A 24337-nucleotide genomic window follows, 5' to 3' on the forward strand; every position below is an offset into this window, starting at 1 on the left:
AATGTAAGTCTGCCCATGGCGGCTGGCAAGGGTTGAGGGTGGAACCGTTTTCGGACATACCGCCGGTCCGGCTTTCCCTGCTCGGTGCTCGCCGCTCGCCGCTCGCCGCTCCGTGCTCGCCGTCGGCCGTTGCGCCGGTCGGCTCAGCCGTAGTGAACCTGAAGTTCCTTGACCCCGTTGAGCCAGGCTGAGCGGAGCCGGCGCGGGTCGCCCGCCAGGCTGATGTCAGGCATGGCGTCGGCGAGCGCGTTGAAGATCAGGTTGATCTCCAGGACCGCAAGGGACTTCCCGAGGCAGAAGTGCGGTCCGCCGCCGCCGAACCCCAGGTGGGGGTTGGGGTCGCGGGTGATGTCGAAGACCTCGGGACGGTCGAAGACCTCCGGATCGTGGTTGGCGGAGGAGTAGAAGATCCCCACCCGCTGCCCCTTCTTGATCTTCGCCCCGCCCAGTTCGGTGTCCTGGGTGGCGGTGCGCTGGAAGGAGACCACCGGCGTTGCCCAGCGCACGATCTCCTCGGCCGCCGTCCCGGGGCGCTCGCGCTTGTAGAGCTCCCATTGGTCGGGGTGGGTGAGGAAGGCGTGCATCCCATGGGTGATGGCGTTGCGCGTCGTCTCGTTGCCGGCCACCGCCAGCAGCAGCACGAAGAAGCCGAACTCGTCCGAGCCGAGATTCCCCTCGTGCTCAGCCGCCACCAGCCGGCTGACGATGTCCTGGGCCGGGCACTCCTTGCGCGCCGCGGCGAGGTTCATGGCGTACGAGATCAGCTCCATGGCCGCGTTGACGCCGACCTCTTCGGTGATGGCCAGTTCGGGATCGTCGTACCCGATCATCTTGTTCGACCAGTCGAAGATCCGGGCCCGGTCGTCCTGGGGAATGCCGATGAGTTCCGCGATGGCCTGGAGGGGGAGTTCGCAGGCGATATCGGTGACGAAGTCGCCGGAGCCCTTCCGGCGTGCCTCGGTGACGATGTGCGCCGCCCGGTCGCGCAGTGCGTCCTCCAGGGCGCGGATGGCGCGCGGGGTGAAGCCGCGCTGCACGATCTGGCGGACCCGGGTGTGCTCGGGCGGGTCCATGTTGAGCATGATCAGCTTCTGGACGTCGATCTGGTCGCGGGTCATGGACTCCTGGAAGCGGATGATCGCGGTGTTGAGGTTCGCGGAGAAGATCTCCGGCTTGGTGGACACCTCCTTGACGTCCTGGTGACGGGTCACCACCCAGTAGCCGTCGTCACCGAAGCCGGCGACGCCGTGCGGCTGGGCGTTCCACCACACGGGCGCGGTCTGCCGCAGCTGCGCGAGCTCCGGGAGCGGAACGCGGGACTGGTAGACGTCGGGGTCGGTGAAGTCGAACCCTTCGGGCAACGCGGGGCATGGCATCGGCGACTCCTGGTCCATCCGGCGGCCGGCGTCTGGCGTGTGGCGTCTGGTATGTGACGTCTGGTGTGCGGTGTGCGGTGTGCGGTGTGCGGCGATGTCTGACGGTGCATCAGATATGGGTCGCGGTGAAGGTAGTGACGAGTTCTGCAACTAGCAAGGGCCGTGGCGACTCCCTTTCCGGCCAACAGCGTTGCATGCCCCTTGCGCCCCGGGGGAGGGCTCATAAGACTGTGGCAGAACTAGAACGCGTACTAGTTCTTCTTCCGTGGGTGCCGGGACGCCCCGCGGACGCGAGGAGAGGACGAGTCAGTCATGGCCGCGGAACCCGTCATCGTCGAAGCAGTACGCACCCCGATCGGCAAGCGCCAAGGCGCGCTCGCCAACCTGCACCCCGCCTATCTCCTGGGCGAGACCTACCGCGAACTCCTCGCCCGTACGGGCATCCAGCCCGACTGCGTCGAACAGATCGTCGGCGGCACCGTCACCCACGCCGGTGAACAGTCCATGAACCCGGCACGCAACGCCTGGCTGGCGATGGGCCTCCCGTACGAGACCGCCGCGACCACGGTGGACTGTCAGTGCGGCTCCTCCCAGCAGGCCAACCACATGGTCGCCAACATGATCGCGGCCGGGGTCATCGACATCGGCATCGGCTGCGGCGTCGAGGCGATGTCCCGGGTGCCGCTGGGCAGCGGCTCCAAACACGGCCCCGGCAAGCCCTGGCCCGACGAGTGGAACGTCGACCTGCCCAACCAGTTCGAGGCGGCCGAACGGATCGCCCGCAAGCGGGGGCTGACCCGCGGGGACGTCGACGCGCTCGGCCTGCGCTCCCAGGAGCGGGCGGCCGCCGCCTGGGCCGAGGAACGCTTCAAACGGGAGACGTTCGCCGTCCAGGTCCCCACCACCGAGGACGAACAGGCCGCGGGCCAGGGCATGTGGCGGCTGGTCGACCGGGACGAAGGGCTGCGTGACACCGGCCTGGAGGCCCTGGGCGGCCTCAAGCCGGTGATGCCGACCGCCGTCCATACGGCGGGCAACTCCTCGCAGATCTCCGACGGTGCCGCGGCGGTGATGTGGGCCTCCAAGCGCATGGCACGCGCCCTCAAGCTCAAGCCGCGGGCCCGCATCGTGGCCCAGGCGCTGGTCGGCTCCGATCCGCACTTCCACCTGGACGGCCCCATCGACGCCACCCGGGCCGTGCTCGGCAAGGCCGGGATGTCCCTCAAGGACATCGACATCGTCGAGATCAACGAAGCCTTCGCCTCCGTGGTGCTGTCCTGGGCGCAGGTCTTCGAGCAGGACCTGGAGAAGGTGAATGTGAACGGCGGCGCGATCGCCCTGGGCCACCCGGTCGGCGCCACCGGCGCCCGGCTCCTCACCACCGCACTCCACGAACTGGAACGCCGGGACAAGGAGTTCGCCCTGATCACCATGTGCGCGGGCGGGGCGCTGGCGACGGGGACGATCATCCAGCGGCTTTAGGGACTGGCGGAGCGGGTGGCGGAGGGTGCTGCCGCGAGGGGAGGACGGTTGCCGCCGCCGCGAGGGGGAGCACGGTTGCCGGGGCCGGGTCAGGGCCGGGGTCAGGGTCGGTTGACCTGCGTTGTGGGTGCGGAGCCTCAGGGGTGCGTCCTCACTCAACCTGGGGGAAACCCCAGGTGAGTTGGGGGGAAACCCGCATTCCGCGGGGTGCGCGATCTCCGTAGCGTCGACGACATGACGAAGAACGCCTCGCAGCAACAGCATCTACCTCCCGCCGCGTCCGGTGTGCCGGCCGGGTCGGGGGCATTACGCGGACAACGGCGCGTGCCGCGTGCACTGGCCGCGGGAGCCGCTCTCCTGCTGGCTGTGCTGACGACGGCCCCGGCCGCGCTGGCGGCACCGTCACACCCGACTCCGGGGGCCGCACAGGGGGCTTCCGCCGCCGCACGGACGACCACCGACTCCGCGCCGACAGCGGACCGGAAGCGCGGGAGGCTTGTCTCCCTCACGCCCCTCGGCCGGCAGAACCGCGCCGAGGTCGTGGCCCGGGCGCGGAAGCAAGGTCTGGAGGCCGGCACCGCCCGGCACGGCGTCCGCGCATACCGCCTGATCTACCGCACGATCACTGCCGACGGCCGCCCCACTACCGCATCCGGCCTGCTGGCCCTCCCGGTCGGCAGCGGCCATCGAGCTCTCCCGCCCGTCGTCCACGGTCACGGCACCCTCGCCTACCGGGGCGACGCCCCGTCGGTGGCGGAAGGTCTCGACCGCGCGGTGTCGGTGCTGTACGCCTCGGCCGGTCGCGCCGCCCTCGCCCCCGACTACCTCGGCCTCGGCGCCGGCCCGGGGCACCACCCCTACATGGACGCCCGGTCCGCCGCCTCGGCCTCCCTCGACATGCTCCGGGCAGCGCGTTCCGCCGCTCCCGAACTCGGCGTCGTTCTCGGCCGCACGGTGTCACTGACCGGCTTCTCGCAGGGCGGGCAGGCCACCATGGAGTTGGGCCGTGAGCTCGCCCGCGGCGCCGATCCCCGGTTCCGGCCGGGGATGCTGGCCCCGGTCGGCGGGGCGTACGACCTCGACGGCAGCGAACTCCCCGGAATTTTCGACGGTCGTATCGCCCCCGGGGCCGCCGTCTACTACCTCTCCTACTTCCTCACCGCACAGAACCGTCTGCACCCCCTCTACCGCGATCCGGGCGAAGTGTTCCGTGCGCCCTACGCCCACCGTGTCGAGGACCTTTTCGACGGCAGCCACTCGGAGGAGGACATCGTCGGAAAGCTCCCCGATCGCGTCGAAGACCTGCTCACCCAGACCTGGTACAAGAAGCTCCAGCACCCTTCCGGGGCCCTGCTGGAAGCCGTCCGTGCCAACGACCGTACCTGTGACTGGAAGCCGGGCCGAGACGTGCGGATCACCCTCTACACCGCCACCGGTGACCGCGAAGTACCCATAGCCAACGCCCGTAGCTGCGTAAAGGAGCTGGCCCGCCACGGCACCCGGGCCACGGTCACCGACCAGGGCACTGACGCCGACCACCACACCTCGTTCCTGCGCTCGCAGCCGTCCATAGCCCGCGCCCTGCCCGTCGCCCGCTGACACCGTCACGGGGCGGTGCTGTCTCTGGCGGGCTCGGAAGGGCCGGAAGGGAGGGAGCTGGAAGAGGAGGAGCCGGAAGGGGAAGAGCCGGAAGAGAAGGAGACGGGGACATCGAAGGCTGCCCGGCGGGTGGCGCGGCGCAGGGCCTTGAGGACGGTGCCGCCCAGCGTGCAGGTGAGGAGCACGGTGACCAGGGCCCGGGGGACGTCCCAGCCGAGGGAGGTGGCGAGGCAGTAGGCGAGGTAGCGGGCGAGGTTCTGGTCGAGCCCGTCCCCGGGGACGAAGGAGACCCCCGAGGCCATGCCGCCGATATAGGGCCAGCCCTGAAGGTTCATGACCAGGCCGTAGAGGAGGGCGGAGACGGCTCCGTAGGCGGCGAGCACGGCCAGTTCACGGCGGCCGCGGAGCCGGTCGGGTCCCGGCAGCAGGCCGGCGCCCATCGACACCCACCCCATCGACAGCATCTGGAACGGCATCCACGGGCCGACACCGCCGGTCAGCAGCGCGGACGCGAACATCGCCACCGACCCCAGCACGAACCCGAAGCCGGGCCCGAGCACCCGCCCCGACAGCACCATCAGGAAGAACATCGGCTCGATACCGGCCGTCCCCGCGCCCAGCGGGCGCATCGCGGCCCCGGCCGCGGCCAGGACGCCGAGCATCGCGATGGCCTTGGCGTCCAGACCGGTGTCGGCGATGGTCGCCACGACCACGGCGAGCAGCATCGGCAGCAGCGCGGCGAACAGCCAGGGCGCATCCCGGGAATGGGCGAGCCCGGAGGCGGAGTCGGCGAGCAGCGGCCACCCGAAGGCCATCACGCCGATGGCCGAGACGAGGACCAGCGCGGCGATGGAGCGGGGACCGAGCCGTACGGCACGGGCCTGATGGCCGGTCCCGGTGCGCGTCGCGTCGCCCTCCTCCGGCCGGTGCGGGGGTGCGCTCATGCGGCGGCCTCCAGGGCGATTGCTCGTACAGGGCCTTCGGGGCGTGTGTTCACGCGGCGGCCTCCGGGGCGTGGGTTCACACCGCGGCCTCCGGGGCGTGTGCTCACGTGGTGGCCTCCAGGGCGTGTGCCACCTGGGGAACGGTCAGCCAGGGCAGCGGGGAGAGCACCTTGGCGACCTGCGGTGCGAAGGAGGGAGAGGAGACCACGACCTCATCGGTGGGACCATCCGCGACGATCTCGCCGTCGGCCAGGAGGACGACCCGGTGGGCGAGTTCGGCGGCGAGTTCCACGTCATGGGTGGCCAGGACGATGGCGTGGCCCTCGGCGGCCAGTGTCCGCAGCACCTCGATCAGACGGGCCTTGGCGGCGTAGTCCAGGCCACGGGTGGGCTCGTCGAGGAGGAGCAGCGGAGGACGGGAGGTCAGCACGATGGCCAGTGCCAGGGCGAGACGCTGTCCCTCGGACAGGTCGCGGGGATGGACGGAGTCGGGGACGTCCGGCAGCAGCCGGGTGACCAGGGCCCGGCAGCTGCCCGGGGCGGCGTCCGAGTCCTGGTCGGCCGCGGTGCACTCGGCCGCGACGGTGTCGGCGTACAGGAGGTCACGCGGTTCCTGGGGGACGAGGCCGGCATGCCGCAGGAGGGCCCGCGGGCTGGTGCGGTGCGGGGTGATGCCACCGACCCGCACCGTTCCGGAGGACGGTGCGTGCATACCGACGAGGGTGGTGAGCAGGGTGGACTTCCCCGCGCCGTTCCGCCCCATCAGGGCCAGCATCTCGCCGCCCCGCACGGTCAGATCCACCTGGTGCAGGGCCTCGGTCCGCCCCCGGCGGACACTGAGCCCGCAGACGACCGCGGCGGCACCGGCGGGGGAGCCCGCAGCGGCCGGTGTGGCCCCGACGCCCCCGCCCGTACCTGTGCCCCCGCCTGGACCCGTACCCGTACCCGTACCCGTCTCCCGTGCCGGCGGCCTGACTCCTGCCAGCCGCTCGCGCAGGGGTGCGGCCTTCCGGCGGGCGTCGCGTACGGACAGCGGGAGCGGCGACCAGCGGGCCAGGCGGCCCAGAGCCACCACCGGGGGGTGGACGGGCGAGACCGCCATGATGTCGGCGGGGGTGCCGATGACCGGGGGTGCGCCGGGGGACGGGAGCAGGATGACCTGGTCGGCGTACTGGACCACCCGCTCCAGGCGGTGTTCGGCGAGCAGGACCGTGGTGCCGAGGTCGTGGACCAGGCGCTGGAGGACGGCAAGGACCTCTTCGGCGGCGGCGGGGTCGAGTGCCGACGTCGGTTCGTCGAGGACCAGGACCTTGGGGTGGGTGGTGAGGACCGAGCCGATCGCCACCCGCTGCATCTGGCCGCCCGAGAGGGTGGTGAGGGCGCGGTCGCGCAGCTCGGCCAGGCCCAGCAGGTCCAGGGTCTCCTCGACACGGCGGCGCATCACATCGGGTGCGAGGCCCAGCGACTCCATCCCGTAGGCGAGTTCGTCCTCGACGGTGTCGGTGACGAAGTGCGCCCGCGGGTCCTGGCCCACGGTGCCGACGACATCGGCCAGTTCACGCGGTTTATGGGTGCGGGTGTCCCGTCCGTCGACGCTGACCCGGCCGCGCAGGGTGCCGCCGGTGAAGTGCGGGACCAGGCCGCACACGGCGTTCAGGACGGTGGACTTGCCGACGCCGGAAGGGCCGACCAGGAGACAGAGTTCGCCCTCGGGGACGGTCAGGTCGATGCCCTGGACGGCGGGCGCTGCGGCGTCCCCGTAGGTGACCGAGACCTGCTCGAACCGGATCACTGGGTGGGCTCCTTCGCGTGCGGATCGCCATCGGGGGCACGGCCACGGCCACGGGACGCGGCCCCGGCTGCCCTGCTTGCCTTGCTTGCTCTGCTCGTGCCGTCGGTTCGGTCCGCCCCCTCGGCCCGGTCCGCCCCGTCGGTTTGGTCGGCCCGTTCCGCCCTGCCGGTTCGGTCCACCCCGTCCGCCCTGCCGGTTCGGTCCGCCCGTTCCGCCCGGCCCGTGCCCGGCGGGAGCGGGGCGACGAACGCGGGCAGCAGCCCCACGAGAACGGAGGCGGCCGGCCAGAGGGGGAGGACGGGGGCGCTGAGCGGGACGGCAGGCGGGTGCAGGGCGCCGGCCGCGTAGTCGTTCGCCCAGATCAGCAGGGCCGCGACGGCGATACCCGAGCCCGCGACCAGCCAGGCGCGGGCGCCCCACCGGTCGGGCCGGTAGCGGCTGCGCACCGACCGGCGGCCGCCGAGCCACAGCCCGCCGAGCGCCGCCGCCAGCCCGGCCAGCAGCAACGGCAGCCCGTAGCCGCCGCCGGCGTCGCCCAGCAGCCCGTACGTCCCGGCGCAGATGCCGAGCAGCCCGCCGAGTGTGAGGGCGGAGGTGAGGTGCCGTACCGCGGGCGGCACTTCGGCGCTACGGCCGTAGCCGCGCGCGTCCATGGCCGCGGCCAGCGCCACCGAGCGCTCCAGCGCGCCCTCCAGGACCGGCAGCCCGACCTGGAGGAGCGCCGTGACACCGCGGTCCGGACGGCCGCGCAGCCGGCGCGCGGCACGCAGCCGCTGGACATCGGCGACCAGGTTCGGTGCGAAGGTCATCGCGACGACGACCGCGACGCCCGCCTCGTAGAGCGCGCCCGGCAGCGACTTCAGCAGCCGGGCCGGGTTGGCCAGCGCATTGGCGGCGCCCACACAGATGAGGAGGGTGGCCAGTTTCAGCCCGTCGTACAGCGCGAAGACCATGCCCTCGGCGGTGACCCGGCCGCCGATCCGGACGCCCTTCGCCCAGTGGGGCAGCGGCACTTCGGGCAGCGTGACCAGGGTGTGCGTCCCGGGAATCGGCGAGCCGAGGACGAAGGCGAAGAGCAGCCGGATCGCGATCACGACCAGCCCGAGCTTGACGAACGCCCCGTACGAACGGGCCCACGGCGCGTTCGTACGGCGGGCCGCGACGACATAGCCGGCCACCCCCACCAGCAGTCCCAGCAGCAGCGGATTCGTGGTGCGGGAGGCCGCGGTGGCCAGGCCGAGCGCCCACAGCCACCAGGCGCCGGCGTGCAGCGCGGTGGTGCGGGTCGCCTGCGGGGCGCTCATCCGCGTCGGCGGCGCGCCTGCCACACCGCCGCCGCGCCCAGTACGACGACGGCCGCGACCCCGCCGACCAGCCCGGCGGACGGGCCGCCGTCGCCCGCACCGCCCGTACCGCTCGCGTCACCGCCGCTGCCCGCGTCGCTCCCGTCCGCCGCCGCGTCCGAAGACGGCGCGGCCGACGACCCGGGCTCCTTCGCCCCCTCCACCTGTTCCGCGCACCCCGCCTCCGGGTAGCCGGCGATGGCGCACAGCAAGGCGCGGGAGTCATAGCGCAGCGGCCGGACGACCGCCGCCAGCGCCTCGCCCGCCGAGGCGTCCTCCGCCACTTGGGCACACTCCGTCCTGGGCTTCGGCGGCCGCTCCCCGCCGGGCGCGTCCTTCGCGGTGCCGAAGTCGATGACGATGCCGACCCGCTTGCGGCCGTCCTTCGCGGGGGTGCCGTGGCAGATCGCGTCGAAGCCGGCGGCCGCACGGGGCTTTCCGGCCGCGGACGAGTCGGCGCTGACGGCGAAGCGGAAGCCCGCCACCGCGCCGTCGGCCGGCCGCAGCGTGGCCGGCCCTTCGGTGGCATACGCCCAGGAGCTGCCCTTGCCCTGCCAGAAGGACCAGTAGCGGTACTCCTGGGCCTGGGCGGGCCCGGCGGCCAGGCCGGTGACCGCACCGGCCAGCAGCACGGCTCCGGCGATCCTGGTTCGCCGTATCGGACGGGATTGCCGCATCGGACGGGACCGCCGCATCAGAGCTGGGTCTTCTTACGGCTGCTCAGCAGGAAACCGATGCCGGCACCGATGGCGAGGCCGATGCCGATGATCCACACCAGGCCGAAGCCGCCGCCCTCGGAGCCGTCGGCGTCCTTGCCTTCCTTGCCGTCCTTCGCCGCGGCGGCGGCCGGCTCGGGGCCGGTGGCGTTGAGCGCGGCCACCAGATCCGTGCCGCCGAAGGAGCGCGGGTCGGTGCCGGTGGCGTGCGCGGCCAGCACCAACTGGGCGTACGCGGCAGGGCCGTTCTGCTTGGCCCAGGCAGCAGCGTTCTTCTCCAGCCACTTCAGCGGCTTGGCGGCGGCGGTGGGGTGCGCGCCGGCCGCCAGCGCCACCACGGCGTCGGCGGTATTGCCGACATCGGGCTGCTCCTTCGCGCCCGGCATCGCGGAGACCAGATGCTGCCCGTTCTTGTCGAGCTGGGCGACGAGGTAGCCGGCACCGCTCTGGGCGGCCTGTGCCGGATCGCTGCCGCCCGCCTTCTTGTCGTCGCCGTCCTTGCAGCTCAGCGGCTTGACGGGGGTGTCCGCGCCCTTGCCGGCCGGCTCGACGACAAAGCCCTTGCCGAGCGCTCCGGTCGCGGCGGCCGCGGTGGCGTCCGCGTTCGGGGCCGCCCCCTTGAGCTGGAAGGCGAACGCACCGCGCGCGTCCTCCTTCGCCTCGCAGCCCAGCCGGAAGGTGAGCAGCGCGTCGAAGGGAGTCTTGCCGCCCTTCTTCGAGGTCACCGACTGCGGCTTCTCACCCGCCGCGGCGAGTGCGCCGATGACCACGGAAGTGGAGTTGGCATCGCTGGCCGCGCCGGCCATCGAGCTCCAGCCGCCGTCGTCGTTCTGCACCGATTTCAGCCAGCTCACGGCCTTCTTCACGGTGTCCCCGTGCCCGCCCAGCGCGGCCAGCGCCTGCACCGCGGCGGCCGTCTGGTTGGTGTCCCGCCCGGTCTTGGCGTCGCAGGGCGTGCCCGGCTCGGCCCGGAAGGCGGTGAACGAGCCGTCGGCGCACTGCTGTCCGGCCAGCCACTTCACGGCGGACGCCGCGGGGCGGATGCCCACGGTGTCCTGGGCCAGCAGCGCGAGGGACTGCCGCCAGACCCCGTCGTACTGCGGGTCCTTGGTGCCGTACAGCCCGGCGGGCAGCTTCTTGGGGGAGCCGGAAGCGGACGCGGAGTCGGCGTACGCGGCGGGGGCAGCGGCCGCGCCCAGCACCGCCACGGCCGCCAGCGCCGTGGCGGCGCGGCGCGCCAGGAAGGCGACGGAGTGCGTCAAAGGGGCCGGGTGAGCCATGGAAGCCATGGGGGCCATCGGGTCGGTGCCTCTCGGGTCGGGTCGCGGCGGTGCTACGCAGCCGCGCTCGGCCGGCCACCCGCACGCCGATGCGTACATCGGCCGCGGTGGCACCGGGCTCAGCTCCGTATACCTCGACGGTGCCGCGCACCGGCCGTCCGCACGGGCAGGCGGTTCGGTGGCGGGAGCCTTGGTCGTGCCCTGTCGGGTGCTCCGGCTCGTACGGCCCGCCACGCCGGGCCGGGGGCACGGTGCGGGCGGGGCGTCCTCACGGTTGCGGGTCAGCGCCGGATTTCCACCGGCTTCCCCCGATCGGGTACGGATGAAGTTGTCCCGCACACCTTAACCGGCGCCCGCCGGGCCACTCGCTCGCCCGTACGAACAGGACCCGCGCCGGGGAGCGCCGGGGGCGCCCCTGAGCCCGCCCCTGAGCCCGCCCCGGCCTCTGCCCTGAACTCGCCCCTGCCTTCGCCCTGAACCCAGCCCCGGCTTTGCCCTTGCTTTTGCCCTGCCTCCGCCCCTGAGCCCGTCGCCCTCACACTGCCTGATACCGCACCGGAACGGAGCCCGGCACCCGCTCGGCCTGTCCCTGTTTCACCAGGCGGCGCAGATGGGCCTCGGCCTCCGAGACGGCGATATTGCGGGAGGCGTAGGGGATCTGTTCCCAGGGGCGGTTCCACTCCATGGCCATGGCGAGCTGCCAGGGGGTGCGGGGCTCGCGGAGCAGTTCCCGCAGCCTGCGGAGCCGTTCCTCGTGGTGCGCGACGAGCTCGCGCACCCGTCCGCCGGCGTCGGTGAAGGCGTGCTGGTGGGCAGGCAGCACCTCGGCGGGGGCGAGCCTGCCGACGCGTTCGAGGGAGTCGAGATAGTCGCCCAGGGGGTCGGGGACGATGGCCCCTTCCGGGTACCCCGGGTACCCCGTGCCCTGCGGGTCCCCCGCGCCCTCCGGATCCTCCAGGGCCTCCGGATCCTCGTACAGGCCGATGTGCGGGGTGATGCCGGGAAGGAGGTGGTCGCCGGAGAAGAGCCGGCCGAAGCCGCCGACCCGTCCCGCGGGGTGTTCCTCCTCCAGGTGGAGGCACACATGCCCCGGGGTGTGCCCCGGTGTCCAGATGGCGCGTACCCGGCGTCCCGGCAGGTCGAGCAGTTCACCGGGGCCGATGTCGCGGTCGGGCAGTGCGGCCCCCTGCCCGGGGAACTTCCGGCCGCGGCCTTGCGCGCGGGCCTCCCGCAGCGGTGCCAGATGCTCGTCGGGTGCGCCCGCCGTCGCGAGCCTGGCGGTCAGGCGGTCGAGCCACCGGCCCGGTTCGGCCTCGCGGGTGCGGCGGACCACGGCGGTGTCCGCGGCATGCATCGCGATCCACGCGCCGGAGGCCTCCCGCACCTTGGCCGACAGGCCGTGGTGGTCGGGGTGATGGTGGGTGATCAGGACGCCGTGGAGATCGGCGGGCGCGAAGCCGCAGGCGCCGATGCCGGTGACGAGCGTCGCCCAGGAGTCCGGGTCGTCCCAGCCGGTGTCGATCAGTACCGGTCCGCGGTCGGTCTCCAGGAGGTGGACGAGAGTGTGTCCGAGCGGGTTGTCCGGGATGGGGACGGCGATGCTCCACACCCCGCCCTTGTGGTCGGTCACCTGCGGCGTCATCCGGTCCCCTCTCGGTGTGCCGTACACCCGGTACCCGGCCTCACTATAACTAGAACTGGTTTCAACGTTACGACCCTGCGGCGCGTACCGCTCCCTCCTCGCTTCGCGAAGTTCCCAGCACCGCCAAGGGAGTTGGTAATCGGTCTCGCGCCGTGGACTCCTGTAACTAGAACTGGTATCAGTTCCTGGGGCGATGGGCAGTCCTGAAGCTGCGTGCTGCGTGCTGCGTGCTGCGTGCTGTATGCGACATGTGGCAGCGGAAGAACTCCGGAAACCTCAGGACCTCCGGAAACCCCCGGAACTCCAAGAACTCCCAGGAACTCTCAAGAACTCCAGAAACCCAAGGAACCGCGAAGAGCGCCCAGCACCCCCGAAAACCGTCAGGGATCGTCGAACAGGCGGCCAACCCGCAGGAGGCGGCAGCGATGAGCGACCTCGTCGAGCACGGAAAGCTCTACATAGGCGGTGAGTGGGCCGATCCGGCCGGCCAGGACGTGATCGAGGTCGTCTCGCCCCACACCGAACAGGTCATCGGCCGGGTGCCGCACGCCTCGCGGGCCGATGTCGACCGTGCGGTGGCCGCGGCCCGGACGTCCTTCGACTCCGGGGTGTGGGCGAATGCCCCGCTGGCGGACCGGATCGAGGTGGTGACCCGCATCAAGGACGCCTTCGCGGTCCGCAGCGAGGAGATCGCCAAGGTCATCAGCTCCGAGAACGGCACACCCGTCACCTCCGGCGTCATGGTGCAGTCGCTGGCCGCGATGCTGGCGTGGGACGCGGCGCTGACGGTGGCCGGTGACTTCCCGTTCGAGGAGCGGCGGGACGGGGTGCTGGGGCCGCTGCTGGTGCGGCGGGAGCCGGCCGGGGTGGTAGCGGCCGTCGTGCCGTGGAACGTCCCGCAGTTCACCGCCGCCGCCAAGCTCGCGCCGGCGCTGCTGGCCGGCTGCTCGGTGGTGCTGAAGGTGTCCCCGGAGACCCCGCTGGACGCGTACCTCCTCGCGGAGATCGCGACGGAGGCCGGGCTGCCGCCAGGCGTGCTGTCGATCCTCCCGGCGGACCGCGAGGTGAGCGAGTACCTGGTCGGGCACCCCGGCGTGGACAAGGTGTCGTTCACCGGATCGGTGGCGGCGGGCAAACGGGTCATGGAGGTCGCGGCCCGGAACCTCAGCCGGGTCACGCTGGAACTGGGCGGGAAGTCCGCCGCGGTGATCCTGCCGGACGCGGATCTGGACGCCGCGGTGGCCGGCATCGTGCCGTTCGCCTGGATGATCAACGGCCAGGCGTGCGTGGCCCAGACGCGGATCCTCGCCCCGCGCAGCCACTACGACGAGATCGCCGAGCGCTTCACCGCGGCGGCGTCCGCGCTCACCGTCGGCGACCCGCTGGATCCGGCCACCGAACTCGGCCCGCTGGTCGCCCGCCGCCAGCAGCAGCGTTCGCTGGACTACATCGAGCTCGGCCGCAAGGAGGGCGCCAAGGTCCTCACCGGCGGCGGCCGGCCGAAGGGGCAGCCGACGGGCTGGTACGTCGAGCCGACCCTCTTCGGCGAGGTCGCCAACTCCATGCGGATCGCCCGCGAGGAGATCTTCGGCCCGGTCATCTGCCTGCTCCCGTACGACGACGAGGCCGAGGCGGTGCGGATCGCCAACGACTCCGACTACGGGCTCTCCGGCTCGGTGTGGACGGCCGACGTCGGCCACGGCATCGACCTCGCACGGCAGGTGCGCACCGGGACGTACTCGGTGAACACCTTCAGCATCGACATGCTCGGCCCGTTCGGCGGCTACAAGAACTCCGGCATCGGGCGGGAGTTCGGGCCCGAGGGCTTCGGTGCCTACCTGGAGCACAAGATGATCCATCTGCCGGCCGGTGCCTGATGGGGGACCGCTGGCAGGTGGAGGTGGACCGCCGCGTCTGCATCGGGTCCGGGATGTGTGCCGCGGCGGCGCCGGACGGCTTCCGGCTGGACTCGGCCCGGCAGTCGCACCCCGTGGCGCCGGAGACGGAGGCCGGCGAGGGCGTACTGGCGGCGGCCGAGGGGTGCCCCGTGGAGGCGATCACCCTGACGGTGGCCGACAGCGGCGAGGCGGTCTTCCCACCGGAGGAGTGAGCGGGGTGGGGCGGGGGAGGCGAGGGGGCGGCCGTAAAGGGGGAGCCCGTAGGGGGTGGGGGTGGCGGTCCCGTAGGGGTACGGAAGGCCCCCTACGGGCCAACTACCCAGGTGGCGGAGGGGGTTAACGCTCCGCGCCGGGCGCACCGGAAGCACCGGATGCACTGGAGCCACCGGAAGCCCCGGAGTCACCGGAAGCCCCCGGCGCCGTGAGGCCGATCAGCCGGCACACCGTCTCGATGTCTATTTTCACCTGGGCGATCGAGGCCCGTCCCGACAGCCAGGTGATCAGCGCCGAGTGCCAGGTGTGCTCGATGACCCGGACCGCGGAGAGCTGTTCGGGGGTGGGCGCGACGGAGGGGCGCGCCGGCTCCTGCGAAGGGTGGTGGTGGGCGACGGGCGGGGCCATCGCGTCGAGGATGATCGCGGTGGTCAGCCGGGAGACGGTGTCGACCTCGGGGCTGACGGAACGGTCGGCGAAGGTCAGCGCGCGCACCATCGCGTCCGCGAGGTGCGGTTCGCGCTGCAGTGCGCGGAAGGCCCGCATCAGGGTCTGGGCGACCCGGGCGCCCGGGTCCTGCTCCGACGGCGGGCGCTTGCGCAGCGTTTCGTGCATGTGCTGGAGCTGGTCCTGCATGGTGGCGACCAGCAGATGCACCTTGGAGGGGAAGTAGCGGTAGAGGGTGCCGAGCGCGACGCCCGAGGACTCGGCGACCTCGCGCATCTGCACGGCGTCGAAGCCACCACGGGACGCCAGCTTGGCGCTGGTGTGCAGGATGCGGCGGCGCCGCGCCTCCTGACGCTCGGTCAGGGGAGGACTCGCGGGAAGGGCCGGTCTGGCCGCCTTGGATTCCGTAGTCATATTTCCCATTCCGTGGCATTCCGTCCGCGATGCGGTGAGTGCCGGTGGTGTGCTCGGCACAGCATGGCAGGGGGGCGGGTGGTGGCGCGAATCACCTGGTGCGGCTCTTTTCGCCTCGTTCTCGGCCGGTAGATTCGAAGCTGGTTGAACTGATGAGTAGCCAATCAGTTCTGAAACTTGTTCTAGATTACCGCCAGCGGTTACGCTCCGGCGAAAGTCCAGTGAGAAGGGGGCCGAGCGTGACCGCAGAGGCCGTCCAGGCAGCCGCGCCTCGCCCCGCAGAGGCCTCCTCGGCCTCCGCCCCGTCGAACGGCGAGCGTCCCCTGCGCATCGCGATGCTCACGTATAAGGGGAACCCGTTCTGCGGCGGCCAGGGCGTCTACGTCCGCCACCTCTCGCGCGAACTGGCCCGCCTCGGCCACACCGTCGAGGTCATCGGCGCCCAGCCCTACCCCGTCCTGGACGAGGGGGTGACCCTGACCGAGCTGCCCAGCCTGGACCTCTACCGCCAGCCCGACCCGTTCCGCACGCCGAAGGCCGGCGAGTACCGCGACTGGATCGACGCCCTCGAAGTCGGCACGATGTGGACCGGCGGCTTCCCCGAGCCGCTGACCTTCTCCCTGCGGGCCCGGCGCCATCTCGCCGCCCGCCGCGGCCAGTTCGACGTCGTCCACGACAACCAGACCCTCGGCTACGGTCTGCTCGGCGGGCCCGGCGCGCTCGGCGCCCCGCTGGTGACCACCATCCACCACCCCATCACCGTCGACCGTCGCCTCGATCTGGAGGCCGCCGACGGCTGGAAGCGCCGCGCCTCCGTCCGCCGCTGGTACGGCTTCACCCGGATGCAGAAGCGCGTCGCCCGGCGGCTGCCGTCGGTGCTGACCGTCTCCGGCTCCTCCCGCCAGGAGATCGTCGACGACCTCGGAGTGTCCGCAGGGCGGATCCATGTGGTCCATATCGGCGCCGACACCGACCTGTTCTCGCCGGATGCCTCGGTGGCCGAGGTGCCGGGCCGGATCGTCACCACCTCCAGCGCGGACGTGCCGCTCAAGGGCCTGATCCACCTGGTCGAGGCGCTCGCCAAGGTGCGCACCGAGAACCCCGAGGCGCATCTGGTGGTCGTCGGCAAGCGCGCCGACGACGGGCCGGTGGCCGCCGCCATCGAGCGGCTCGGGCTGTCCGGCGCCATCGAATTCGTCAAGGGCATCACCGACGGCGAACTCGTCGACCTGGTGCGCAGCGCCCAGATCGCCTGTGTCCCCTCCCTCTACGAGGGCTTCTCACTGCCCGCGGCCGAAGCGATGGCCACCGGCGCCCCGTTGCTGGCGACCACCGGCGGCGCGATCCCCGAGGTCGCCGGGCCGGACGGCGAGACCTGCCTCGCGGTGCCGCCGGGCGACGCCGACGCGCTGGCGGGCGGACTGCTCCGGCTGCTGGGCGACGAGACGCTGCGCCGGCGGCTCGGCGCGGCCGGCAGGGAACGGGTGCTGGCCCGCTTCACCTGGCGCCAGGCCGCCCTCGGCACCGCCGAGCGCTACCGCCAGGCCATCGCCCTCCAGGGCGGCCGGGAAGCCGCCCGTACCTCGTTGCGGGTCACGTCCGACAAGGCCGCCGACGCCGCGCCCACGCCGAGCACCGCCGGACACGTCTAGCGGCCCGGCCGGCCCCGCCCTCTTTCCGCAGCCACACCGCCACCAACCGCCGGACGAAAGCAGAACGCCGTGCTGACCGTCGACTTTTCCCGTTTCCCGCTCGCTCCGGGCGACCGCGTGCTCGACCTGGGGTGCGGCGCAGGCCGGCATGCCTTCGAGTGCTACCGGCGCGGCGCGCAGGTCGTCGCCCTCGACCAGAACGGCGAGGAGATCCGCGAGGTCGCCAAGTGGTTCGCCGCGATGGAGGAGGCGGGCGAGGCCCCGGCGGGCGCCTCCGCCACCGCCATGGAGGGCGATGCGCTGAACCTGCCGTTCCCCGACGACAGTTTCGACGTCGTGATCATCTCCGAGGTCATGGAGCACATCCCGGACGACAAGGGGGTGCTCGCCGAGATGGTCCGGGTGCTGCGCCCCGGTGGCCGGATCGCCGTCACCGTCCCGCGCTACGGCCCCGAGAAGGTCTGCTGGACGCTCAGCGACGCCTACCACGAGGTCGAGGGCGGCCATATCCGCATCTACCGCGGCGATGAACTCCTCGGCAAGATGCGGGAAGCCGGGCTGGAGCCGTACGGCACCCACCACGCCCACGGGCTGCACAGCCCCTACTGGTGGCTCAAGTGCGCCTTCGGGGTCGACAACGACAAGGCGCTGCCGGTGCAGGCGTACCACAAGCTGCTGGTCTGGGACATCATGAAGAAGCCGCTGGCCACCCGGCTCGCCGAGCGGGCGCTCAACCCCGTCATCGGCAAGAGCTTCGTGGTCTACGCGACCAAGCCGCACCTTCCGGAGACGGCCGCCGCCGAGCCCGCCGCCACAGCGGAGAGCGAGCCCGTCGAGGCCGCCACCCCCGCCCGTCAGTCCGCCCGGAGCACCAAGTCCGGCGCCAGGACCGGCGCCAAGAAGGCCGCGGGCGCCAAGCCGGCCGCCGAGCCCACCTCCAGGACCTCCACCGCCAAGTCCTCCGCCAAGTCCGCCAAGAACTCCACCGGGGCCGCCAAGTGACAAGTCCCGGGCGTACCGAACGGCTGGTCCTGCCGGGGGTGCTCACCGCCGAAGAGGCGGCCCGCACGGTGGCCGGCATCCTGGCGGCCCAGCGGCCGGACGGCGCGATCCCCTGGTTCCGGGGTCACCACCTCGACCCGTGGGACCACACCGAGGCCGCCATGGCCCTGGACGCGGCCGGCGAACACGAGCGTGCCGAGGCGGCGTACGACTGGCTGGTACGGCATCAGAACCCGGACGGGTCCTGGTACGCGGCCTACGCCGACGGTGACGCCGAGGAGCCCACCGACCGCGGCCGGGAGACCAACTTCTGCGCCTATATCGCGGTCGGCGTCTGGCACCACTACCTCTCCACCGGCGACGAGACCTTCCTCGACCGCATGTGGCCCGCGGTCCACTCGGCGATCGAGTACGTCCTGGAGCTCCAGCAGCCCGGCGGCGAGATCGGCTGGAAGCGCGAGGACGACGGCACGCCCGTGAACGACGCGCTGCTGACCGGCTCGTCCTCCGTCTACCAGGCACTGCGCTGTGCGCTCGCCCTGGCCGCACAGCGCGAGGAGCCCCAGCCCGACTGGGAACTGGCGGCCGGCAGCCTCGGCCATGCGATACGCAGCCACCCCGAGCGGTTCCTCGACAAGGCCCGCTACTCCATGGACTGGTACTACCCGATCCTGGGCGGCGCGGTCCGCGGTGCGGCGGCCAGGGAGCGTATCGACGCGGAGTGGGAACGCTTCGTCGTGCCCGGTCTGGGCGTGCGCTGTGTGCTGCCCAACCCCTGGGTCACCGGCGGGGAGAGCGCCGAACTGGCGCTCGCGCTGTGGGCGATGGGGGAGTCCGAGCGGGCCGTACAGATCCTCAAGTGGATCCAGCACCTGCGCGCCGAGGACGGCATGTACTGGACCGGTTACGTCTTCGACGACGACGCGATCTGGCCCCGCGAACGCACCTCCTGGACGGCCGGTTCGCTGCTGCTCGCGGTGGCCGCCCTGGGCGGCGACGAGGCCACCACCTCGGTCTTCGGGGGCGAGTGGCTGCCGACGGGGCTCGATCCGGACTGCTGCCGGCCGCCGGGCCCGTAGGGCGGCGCGCCCTCCCCGGAAAAGGCGCGCGGGGAGGGGGAGGGCGCACTAATGTGCGCCGCATGACACTCCAAGGATCCCTCACCCACGAGGAATACTGCGCCCAACTCCTCGCCGAGACCGACGCGTTCCGGCAGATCGTACGGACCGCCGACCTCTCGGCGACCGTGCCGACCTGCCCCGACTGGACGCTGGCCGATCTCGCCCGGCATGTGGGGGGTGCGCACCGCTGGGCCGGCGCGCTCGTCGCCACCCGCGCGGCGGAGAGCGTCGACCCCGCGGACGTCCCCGAGGGCGCGGGGCCCGGGGGCGAGGACGCGGCGGCGCTCGACGCCTGGCTGGCGGCGGGCGCCGAGCAGACCGTCGCCGCCCTGCGGGAGGCCGGCCCCGATGCGGAGGTCTGGAGCTGGACGACGGCCCGGAACTCCGGGTTCTGGGCCCGCCGGATGACCCATGAGACGGTCGTCCACCGGGCCGATGCGGCGCTCACCGCCGGTGTCCCCTTCGAGGTCCCCGCGCCGGTGGCCGCGGACTGTCTGGAGGAGTGGCTGCAGATCGGTGAACTGCCGATGGTGGTGGCCCGCTTCGCCGAGCGTGGCGGCAACCTGCTCGGCCCCGGCCGGACGATCCACGTCCACGCCACCGACGCCCCGCCCGGTGTGGACGCCGAGTGGCTGCTCGACCTCACGGGGGAGGCGCCCACCCACCGCCGCACCCACGAGAAGGCGGCGGTCGCGCTGCGCGGCCCCCTCACCGATGTGCTCCAGGTCCTCTACCGACGGCTGCCCGCCGACAGCGACCGGGTCGAGGTGCTGGGCGAGCGCGCCCTGCTCGACCAGTGGCTGGAGTGGGCGTCCTTCGGGTGAGCGGCCGGCCGGGGTCAGGAGTTGAGCTCGGCCAGTACCCGTAGCGTGTGCGGGTCCGGGGCGGTGACCAGCAGATCCGTGACCGGGCCCGCGCGCCACAACTCCAGCCGCTCGGCGATCCGTTCCCGTGGGCCGACCAGGGAGATCTCGTCGGCGAAGGCGTCCGGAACGGCGCGGACGGCCTCCTCCTTACGGCCGTCGAGGAAGAGCCGCTGCACCCGCCGGGCCTCCTCCTCGAACCCCATCCGCGCCATCAGATCGGCGTGGAAGTTCCTGGCGGCGTGGCCCATCCCGCCGATGTAGAAGCCGAGCATGGCCTTGACCGGCAGCAGCCCCTCGGCGAGGTCGTCACAGACCACGGCGCGGGCCATCGGGGCGATCAGGAAGCCCTCCGGGGCGCCGTCGAGCGAGGCCCGGTAGACGTCGGTGCGCTGCGGCGACCAGTACAGCGGCAGCCAGCCGTCCGCGATCCGGGTGGTCTGGGCGATGTTCTTGGGGCCCTCGGCACCGAGGAGGAGCGGAATGTCCGCCCGGAGCGGATGGGAGATGGGCTTGAGCGGCTTGCCGAGGCCGGTGCCGTCCGCACCGCGGTAGGGGTGCGGGTGGAAGCGCCCGTCCGAGGTCACCGGCCCCTCGCGGCGCAGGACCTGGCGGATCACGTCGACGTATTCGCGGGTGGCGGTCAGCGGGCTCTTGGGGAAGGGCCGCCCGTACCAGCCCTCGACGACCTGCGGTCCGGAGAGGCCCAGGCCCAGCAGCAGGCGTCCGCCGGAGAGATGGTCGAGGGTCAGGGCGTGCATCGCGGTGGCGGTGGGGGTGCGGGCCGCCATCTGTGCGATGCCGGTGCCCAGTTTGATGCCGGAGGTGTGGGCGGCGATCCAGGTGAGCGTGGTGAAGGCGTCCGACCCCCAGGCCTCTGCCGTCCACACCGAGTCGTACCCCAGCCGCTCGGCCTCGCGGGCGAGTTCGAGGTGCCGGGGGTCGGGGCCGCGGCCCCAGTAGCCCAGTGCCAGCCCCAGTCGCATGCCGATCGCCCCTCCCGGACGCGGTGACCGCCCCGTGCGGACGGCAGTCCGTGCCGACGGTGGCCCGTGCCGACGGCGGCCGTGGTCACAGTGGCCGCCGTGCTCACGGGGGGGGGGCAGTGCTGACCGCGCAATTGCTGACGGCCTATCAGGTCGCGTGCGTCCGGCGACTGTACGACCCGATCGCGGACATGGCAACGGCCCCCCGCCGCGAGGGCGAGGGGCCGTGAGGTGAGAGGCCGCGAAAGGACCGCTGTGCGTCCGGTGTCAGCCGCGCTGGATACCGGTGGTGTCCTGCAGCACGCCGCGACGGCCGTCCTGGGTCTGGGCGATCAGGGCCTGGCCGCGCTGCTCCACCGCGAGGTACCAGGTGCCGGGCGCCAGTTCGGCGATCGGCGCCGGCGAACCGTCCTCGCCGTACAGCGGACGGGCGACGGGGACCGCGAACCAGAACGGGGCGAAGTCCGTGGGGGCGCCGGCCGCGGGGGTGGCCGCTGCGGGGGCGGCTGCCGCATGGCCGCCGACCGTGGCGTCGGCCGGTGCCTGCTGGCCGTAGGGCTGGCCGGACTGGGGCTGCTGCTGGCCGCCCGGGTAGCCGTAGCCGTGGCCCGCCTGCTGCTGGGCGCCGGGGTAGCCGTAACCCGGGTTGGGGCCCGCGCCGTACGGGGCGGCCTGCGGCTTCGGGGCGCTGATCAGCGCGGCCTGGAGCGGCGGCAGGAGCGGCGTGGCGACGGCGCCGCCGGCCAGGATCAGGGCGGCGATCAGACCGAGGATCAGGCCGGGGCCGACGCTGGGGAAGGTGAAGAGGGTCCACAGTTCCGTCCAGGCCACGAAGACGGTGAGGGCGACACCGAACTGGGCGAGGTCGAGACCGGCCACCTTGCGCGGCTGCGACTGCGGCAGGGTGCGGCCGACGACGATGACCGCCGCGCCGATCACTCCGGCCAGGTACACGCTCATGAGGAGGTTCAGCGAGTCCCAGGCATTGACGCCGGAGAAGCTGGAGAGATCGAGGAACGAGGCGATGAACAGCAACACCGCTGCTCCGATCACCACGCCGTCGCCTCGACTGAGGGAGCGGATGTTCACGTAAGGGTCCTTTGTCGGTTTCGTGGGTCCGGTCGTCGCTGTCGCGGTGCGCAGTGCGAGGCACGGCGGTGGCCACCCATCGTAAAGGGGAACCTATCGCCGAATCCTGTGGGCCGTCCTCTTCGTCGGCCGCGCTATCGGTGCGGCGTATCGGAGCCGGTATCGGAGCTGGTATGGGGTGGGTTTCGCGGGCGCGGACGGCGCTCCGGTCAGTGCGGCAAGAAGTCCGTAATGCCCTCGGTGATCCCCCGGGCCGCCTTTTGCCGCCACCGGGCGTCGGTCAATTGCGCGGCGTCCTCGGGGTCGCGCATATTGCCGCACTCGAGGAAGACCTTCGGCACCGTGGAGAGGTTGAGGCCGCCGAGATCGGAGCGTACGTCGAGTCCGGTGCCCTCGCCGATGTAATTGGAACGCGGGCTTCCGGTGACCGCATGGAACCGGTCGGCGAGCCGTTCGCCCAGCTTCCGCGAGGGCGCCACGATCGCTGCGGTATCGGCCGGGCCGGACGTGACGCGCGCGGGGAGGATGACATGGAAGCCGCGGTTGCCGGCGCCCGAGCCGTCGGCGTGGATCGAGAGTGCGGCATCGGCGTGCGCGGTGTTCCCGACGGCGGCGCGCTTGTCCACGCACGGCCCGTACGGGCGGTCGCCGTCCTGGGTGAACACGACCTTGGCGCCCGCCTTCTGGAGGAGGGTGCGGGCGCGGCGGGCGACATCGAGGGTGAAGGACGCCTCGGCGTAGCCGTCGTTGGTGGAGGTGCCGGTGGTGTCGCACTCCTTGTGGCCGTTGCCGATGTCCACCTGGCGGGCGATCTCCCGGCCGTGATCGTTGTTGTGCGGATTGTGGCCGGGGTCGATCACCACGACCTTGCCCTTGAGGCTGCCGTGCGGGCCGCCCGGGCGCTGGGGGCCGCCGCTCGCCGCGCCGCCGCTCCCGTGCCCCGGCGACCGGCTCGGTGCGGGCGGCCCGGCCCCCGGGGGCCCGGCGCCGTCACCCGCCGACCGCCACACCAGCCAGCCCCCGAGGCCGGCGGCCACCACGGCGGCCACCACGACGAGGAGGGTGCCGCGCAGGCGGCGGCGCGGAGAAGGAGTACTGCCGTTCGACACGTCGGCGATGGTAGCCCGCTCAGATGCCGGCCCCGGTGCGCCGCAGTACGCGCAGCGACCGGTGGGCCGATATCTCGGTGAAGGCGCCGGATTCCAGGGCCCTGCGGTAGATGCGGTACGGGGCCTGGCCGGTCCACTCGTCGACCGGGTCGGGGAACACGTCGTGGATCACCAGCAGCCCGTCGGGCGCGACATGCGGCGCCCAGCCCTCGTAGTCGGCGGTGGCGTGCTCGTCGGTGTGCCCGCCGTCGATGAAGACCAGGCCCACCGGCGCCTGCCAGACGGCCGCCGCCTGCGGGGAGCGGCCCACCAGGGCGATCACCTGGTCCTCCAGGCCCGCGGCGTGCAGGGTGCGTCGGAAGGTGGGCAGGGTGTCCATCCGCCCGACCTCGGGGTCGACGACGGTCGGATCGTGGTAGTCCCAGCCGGGCTGCTGCTCCTCGCTGCCCCGGTGGTGGTCGACGGTGACGGCCATGACCCCGGCGGCGCGGGCGGCGTCCGCGAGCAGGATCGTGGACCGGCCGCAGTAGGTGCCGACCTCCACCAGCGGAAGCCCGAGCGCCGCCGCCTCGGCCGCCGCCGCGTACAGCGCAAGGCCTTCGTCCACGGGCATGAAGCCCTTCGCCGCCTCGAACGCGGCGAGGATCTCCGGCTGCGGAGCGGTCGGAGCCGTGGGAGCGGACATGGGCTGCCTCCAGGTGGTGCGGTCAGTGCCTCATCGTGCCGTACGGGCCCGGGCGGGTGAGGTGCGGGTCTCCCTTCCGGTCGTGCGGGTAGCGGGTAGCGGGTAGTGGATTGCGGGTAGTGGATTGCGGATATCGGATGGCAGATGGCGGATATCGGAACGGGGTTCCTCTTTCCGTGTGCCGGGGGCCTGGCGGTTCCTGGCTGTTGTGCGGCTGTTGACAGCCGTTCCTGTCGGTTCCGGCGGGGGTGTCGGGGTTCCAGCCGGGGTTCCCGTCGGGGTTCCCGTCGGGTTTCCGCCGGATTTCCACCGGGTTCTCGCCGGGTTCTCTCCGGGGGCTCGCTGGTTTCTGCTGGTTCTCCTCGGCTTTCCGCAGGCTTTCCGTCGGCTTCCTGTCCGTTCCCGTCCGTTCCCGGCGTTTTATCGTCGGCCGTTTCCTGATGCCGGAAAGCGGCGAATGCGCGACGGGGAACCGGGGCGTAGGGAATGGCGACCCTCCCCGCGTCATCCCGCGAAGACGCCTACCGGAATTCACCGGACCGATTCCTTTGCGCCTCCTCATTGATCCCCGTGGGCCCCGTGGACCCCGTGGTCTCAGTGGTCCCGGTGGCCCCTGTGGTCCCTGTGGCCCCCGTGGTCTCGGTGGTCCCCGTGGTTCCCTCGGGAATCCCGGCGGGGCAGTGG

At 72.4% G+C, this 24337-nt stretch carries 20 protein-coding genes and 1 riboswitch; of the genes, 8 read left to right on the forward strand and 12 right to left on the reverse strand.

Translation table 11 applies throughout. The annotated features are described in order from the left end of the window. Positions 1 to 143 precede the first annotated feature (143 nt). Positions 144 to 1376 (reverse strand): cytochrome P450, encoded by a 1233-nt coding sequence (locus D9V36_RS30895; RefSeq protein WP_129296650.1) that lies wholly within the window; start codon positions 1374 to 1376, stop codon positions 144 to 146. Between the two features lie 312 nt (positions 1377 to 1688). On the opposite strand from D9V36_RS30895, the gene D9V36_RS30900 reads away from it, so the two are divergent. Both D9V36_RS30900 and D9V36_RS30905 read left to right on the forward strand, forming a co-directional pair. Continuing rightward, positions 1689 to 2858 (forward strand): steroid 3-ketoacyl-CoA thiolase, encoded by a 1170-nt coding sequence (locus D9V36_RS30900; protein WP_129296651.1) that lies wholly within the window; start codon positions 1689 to 1691, stop codon positions 2856 to 2858. A 234-nt stretch (positions 2859 to 3092) separates the two neighbouring features. Further along, positions 3093 to 4457: an alpha/beta hydrolase gene (locus tag D9V36_RS30905; RefSeq protein ID WP_241721112.1), complete on the forward strand. Its 1365-nt coding sequence runs from the start codon at positions 3093 to 3095 to the stop codon at positions 4455 to 4457. A 5-nt stretch (positions 4458 to 4462) separates the two neighbouring features. Here D9V36_RS30905 and D9V36_RS30910 read toward each other — a convergent pair whose 3' ends face one another. The 6 genes from D9V36_RS30910 to D9V36_RS30935 all read right to left on the reverse strand — a co-directional run bounded on the left by D9V36_RS30910 (position 4463) and on the right by D9V36_RS30935 (position 12174). Then, on the reverse strand, positions 4463 to 5401 hold the full coding sequence (locus D9V36_RS30910; protein WP_241721113.1) for an ECF transporter S component: 939 nt from the start codon (positions 5399 to 5401) through the stop codon (positions 4463 to 4465). 103 nt (positions 5402 to 5504) lie between these two features. Beyond that, entirely contained in the window at positions 5505 to 7193 is a 1689-nt protein-coding gene (locus D9V36_RS30915) for an ABC transporter ATP-binding protein (RefSeq protein ID WP_129296652.1), read from the reverse strand. Next, positions 7190 to 8497: a CbiQ family ECF transporter T component gene (locus D9V36_RS30920; RefSeq protein WP_241721114.1), complete on the reverse strand. Its 1308-nt coding sequence runs from the start codon at positions 8495 to 8497 to the stop codon at positions 7190 to 7192. Before D9V36_RS30920 ends, D9V36_RS30915 begins: the two co-directional genes overlap by 4 nt. Further along, a complete protein-coding gene (locus tag D9V36_RS30925) occupies positions 8494 to 9231 on the reverse strand; it encodes an SCO2322 family protein (protein WP_241721115.1) in 738 nt (245 codons plus the stop codon). The genes D9V36_RS30920 and D9V36_RS30925 overlap by 4 nt, the downstream gene beginning before the upstream one ends. Then, positions 9231 to 10550, reverse strand: coding sequence for a prenyltransferase/squalene oxidase repeat-containing protein (locus D9V36_RS30930; RefSeq protein WP_129296653.1), 1320 nt, complete (start codon positions 10548 to 10550; stop codon positions 9231 to 9233). The genes D9V36_RS30925 and D9V36_RS30930 overlap by 1 nt, the downstream gene beginning before the upstream one ends. A gap of 242 nt (positions 10551 to 10792) precedes the next feature. Then, a riboswitch (cobalamin riboswitch) is annotated at positions 10793 to 10841 on the reverse strand. A gap of 226 nt (positions 10842 to 11067) precedes the next feature. Further along, positions 11068 to 12174 carry an MBL fold metallo-hydrolase gene (locus tag D9V36_RS30935; protein ID WP_129296654.1) on the reverse strand — a complete coding sequence of 369 codons (1107 nt, stop codon included), beginning with the start codon at positions 12172 to 12174 and terminating at the stop codon, positions 11068 to 11070. Between the two features lie 425 nt (positions 12175 to 12599). Between D9V36_RS30935 and D9V36_RS30940 the strand changes: the two genes are divergently transcribed. Both D9V36_RS30940 and D9V36_RS30945 read left to right on the forward strand, forming a co-directional pair. Then, positions 12600 to 14051 carry an aldehyde dehydrogenase gene (locus tag D9V36_RS30940; RefSeq protein WP_129296655.1) on the forward strand — a complete coding sequence of 484 codons (1452 nt, stop codon included), beginning with the start codon at positions 12600 to 12602 and terminating at the stop codon, positions 14049 to 14051. After that, positions 14051 to 14284 carry a ferredoxin gene (locus tag D9V36_RS30945; RefSeq protein WP_129296656.1) on the forward strand — a complete coding sequence of 78 codons (234 nt, stop codon included), beginning with the start codon at positions 14051 to 14053 and terminating at the stop codon, positions 14282 to 14284. Before D9V36_RS30940 ends, D9V36_RS30945 begins: the two co-directional genes overlap by 1 nt. A 124-nt stretch (positions 14285 to 14408) precedes the next feature. Here D9V36_RS30945 and D9V36_RS30950 read toward each other — a convergent pair whose 3' ends face one another. Continuing rightward, positions 14409 to 15146, reverse strand: a complete 738-nt coding sequence (locus D9V36_RS30950; protein WP_129296657.1) for a TetR family transcriptional regulator — start codon at positions 15144 to 15146, stop codon at positions 14409 to 14411. A gap of 239 nt (positions 15147 to 15385) precedes the next feature. Here D9V36_RS30950 and D9V36_RS30955 point away from each other — a divergent pair, with 239 nt between their 5' ends. From D9V36_RS30955 to D9V36_RS30970, 4 genes are all read left to right on the forward strand, one after another. Continuing rightward, positions 15386 to 16798 carry a glycosyltransferase family 4 protein gene (locus D9V36_RS30955; protein ID WP_129296658.1) on the forward strand — a complete coding sequence of 471 codons (1413 nt, stop codon included), beginning with the start codon at positions 15386 to 15388 and terminating at the stop codon, positions 16796 to 16798. Positions 16799 to 16867: 69 nt separating this feature from the next. Beyond that, the gene (locus D9V36_RS30960; protein WP_129296659.1) at positions 16868 to 17800 is read left to right on the forward strand and encodes a class I SAM-dependent methyltransferase; all 933 of its coding nucleotides are present in this window, start codon (positions 16868 to 16870) and stop codon (positions 17798 to 17800) included. After that, positions 17797 to 18879 carry a prenyltransferase/squalene oxidase repeat-containing protein gene (locus tag D9V36_RS30965; protein WP_129296660.1) on the forward strand — a complete coding sequence of 361 codons (1083 nt, stop codon included), beginning with the start codon at positions 17797 to 17799 and terminating at the stop codon, positions 18877 to 18879. Before D9V36_RS30960 ends, D9V36_RS30965 begins: the two co-directional genes overlap by 4 nt. 62 nt (positions 18880 to 18941) lie before the next feature. After that, positions 18942 to 19745: a maleylpyruvate isomerase family mycothiol-dependent enzyme gene (locus D9V36_RS30970; protein WP_129296661.1), complete on the forward strand. Its 804-nt coding sequence runs from the start codon at positions 18942 to 18944 to the stop codon at positions 19743 to 19745. Positions 19746 to 19759: 14 nt separating this feature from the next. On the opposite strand, the gene D9V36_RS30975 is transcribed toward D9V36_RS30970, so the two are convergent. From D9V36_RS30975 to D9V36_RS30990, 4 genes are all read right to left on the reverse strand, one after another. Continuing rightward, positions 19760 to 20770 (reverse strand): LLM class F420-dependent oxidoreductase, encoded by a 1011-nt coding sequence (locus D9V36_RS30975; protein ID WP_129296662.1) that lies wholly within the window; start codon positions 20768 to 20770, stop codon positions 19760 to 19762. A 267-nt stretch (positions 20771 to 21037) separates the two neighbouring features. Then, positions 21038 to 21859 (reverse strand): hypothetical protein, encoded by an 822-nt coding sequence (locus tag D9V36_RS30980; RefSeq protein ID WP_129296663.1) that lies wholly within the window; start codon positions 21857 to 21859, stop codon positions 21038 to 21040. 209 nt (positions 21860 to 22068) lie between these two features. Then, positions 22069 to 22968: an N-acetylmuramoyl-L-alanine amidase gene (locus tag D9V36_RS30985; RefSeq protein ID WP_129296664.1), complete on the reverse strand. Its 900-nt coding sequence runs from the start codon at positions 22966 to 22968 to the stop codon at positions 22069 to 22071. Between the two features lie 19 nt (positions 22969 to 22987). Next, positions 22988 to 23653, reverse strand: coding sequence for a class I SAM-dependent methyltransferase (locus D9V36_RS30990; protein WP_129296665.1), 666 nt, complete (start codon positions 23651 to 23653; stop codon positions 22988 to 22990). Between the last annotated feature and the right edge of the window lie 684 nt (positions 23654 to 24337).

Source organism: Streptomyces lydicus, from assembly GCF_004125265.1.
GTDB lineage: Bacteria > Actinomycetota > Actinomycetes > Streptomycetales > Streptomycetaceae > Streptomyces > Streptomyces lydicus_C.

What these genes read in the sequence shown, in the direction of transcription:
- D9V36_RS30940 (WP_129296655.1), top strand. Translation starts at nt 12,600, where the DNA reads ATGAGCGACCTCGTCGAGCACGGAAAGCTCTACATAGGCGGTGAGTGG.
- D9V36_RS30900 (WP_129296651.1), top strand. Translation starts at nt 1,689, where the DNA reads ATGGCCGCGGAACCCGTCATCGTCGAAGCAGTACGCACCCCGATCGGC.
- D9V36_RS30950 (WP_129296657.1), bottom strand. Translation starts at nt 15,146, where the DNA reads ATGACTACGGAATCCAAGGCGGCCAGACCGGCCCTTCCCGCGAGTCCT.
- D9V36_RS30945 (WP_129296656.1), top strand. Translation starts at nt 14,051, where the DNA reads ATGGGGGACCGCTGGCAGGTGGAGGTGGACCGCCGCGTCTGCATCGGG.
- D9V36_RS30910 (WP_241721113.1), bottom strand. Translation starts at nt 5,401, where the DNA reads ATGAGCGCACCCCCGCACCGGCCGGAGGAGGGCGACGCGACGCGCACC.
- D9V36_RS30895 (WP_129296650.1), bottom strand. Translation starts at nt 1,376, where the DNA reads ATGCCATGCCCCGCGTTGCCCGAAGGGTTCGACTTCACCGACCCCGAC.
- D9V36_RS30970 (WP_129296661.1), top strand. Translation starts at nt 18,942, where the DNA reads ATGACACTCCAAGGATCCCTCACCCACGAGGAATACTGCGCCCAACTC.
- D9V36_RS30930 (WP_129296653.1), bottom strand. Translation starts at nt 10,550, where the DNA reads ATGGCCCCCATGGCTTCCATGGCTCACCCGGCCCCTTTGACGCACTCC.
- D9V36_RS30925 (WP_241721115.1), bottom strand. Translation starts at nt 9,231, where the DNA reads ATGCGGCGGTCCCGTCCGATGCGGCAATCCCGTCCGATACGGCGAACC.
- D9V36_RS30935 (WP_129296654.1), bottom strand. Translation starts at nt 12,174, where the DNA reads ATGACGCCGCAGGTGACCGACCACAAGGGCGGGGTGTGGAGCATCGCC.
- D9V36_RS30905 (WP_241721112.1), top strand. Translation starts at nt 3,093, where the DNA reads ATGACGAAGAACGCCTCGCAGCAACAGCATCTACCTCCCGCCGCGTCC.
- D9V36_RS30975 (WP_129296662.1), bottom strand. Translation starts at nt 20,770, where the DNA reads ATGCGACTGGGGCTGGCACTGGGCTACTGGGGCCGCGGCCCCGACCCC.
- D9V36_RS30920 (WP_241721114.1), bottom strand. Translation starts at nt 8,497, where the DNA reads ATGAGCGCCCCGCAGGCGACCCGCACCACCGCGCTGCACGCCGGCGCC.
- D9V36_RS30990 (WP_129296665.1), bottom strand. Translation starts at nt 23,653, where the DNA reads ATGTCCGCTCCCACGGCTCCGACCGCTCCGCAGCCGGAGATCCTCGCC.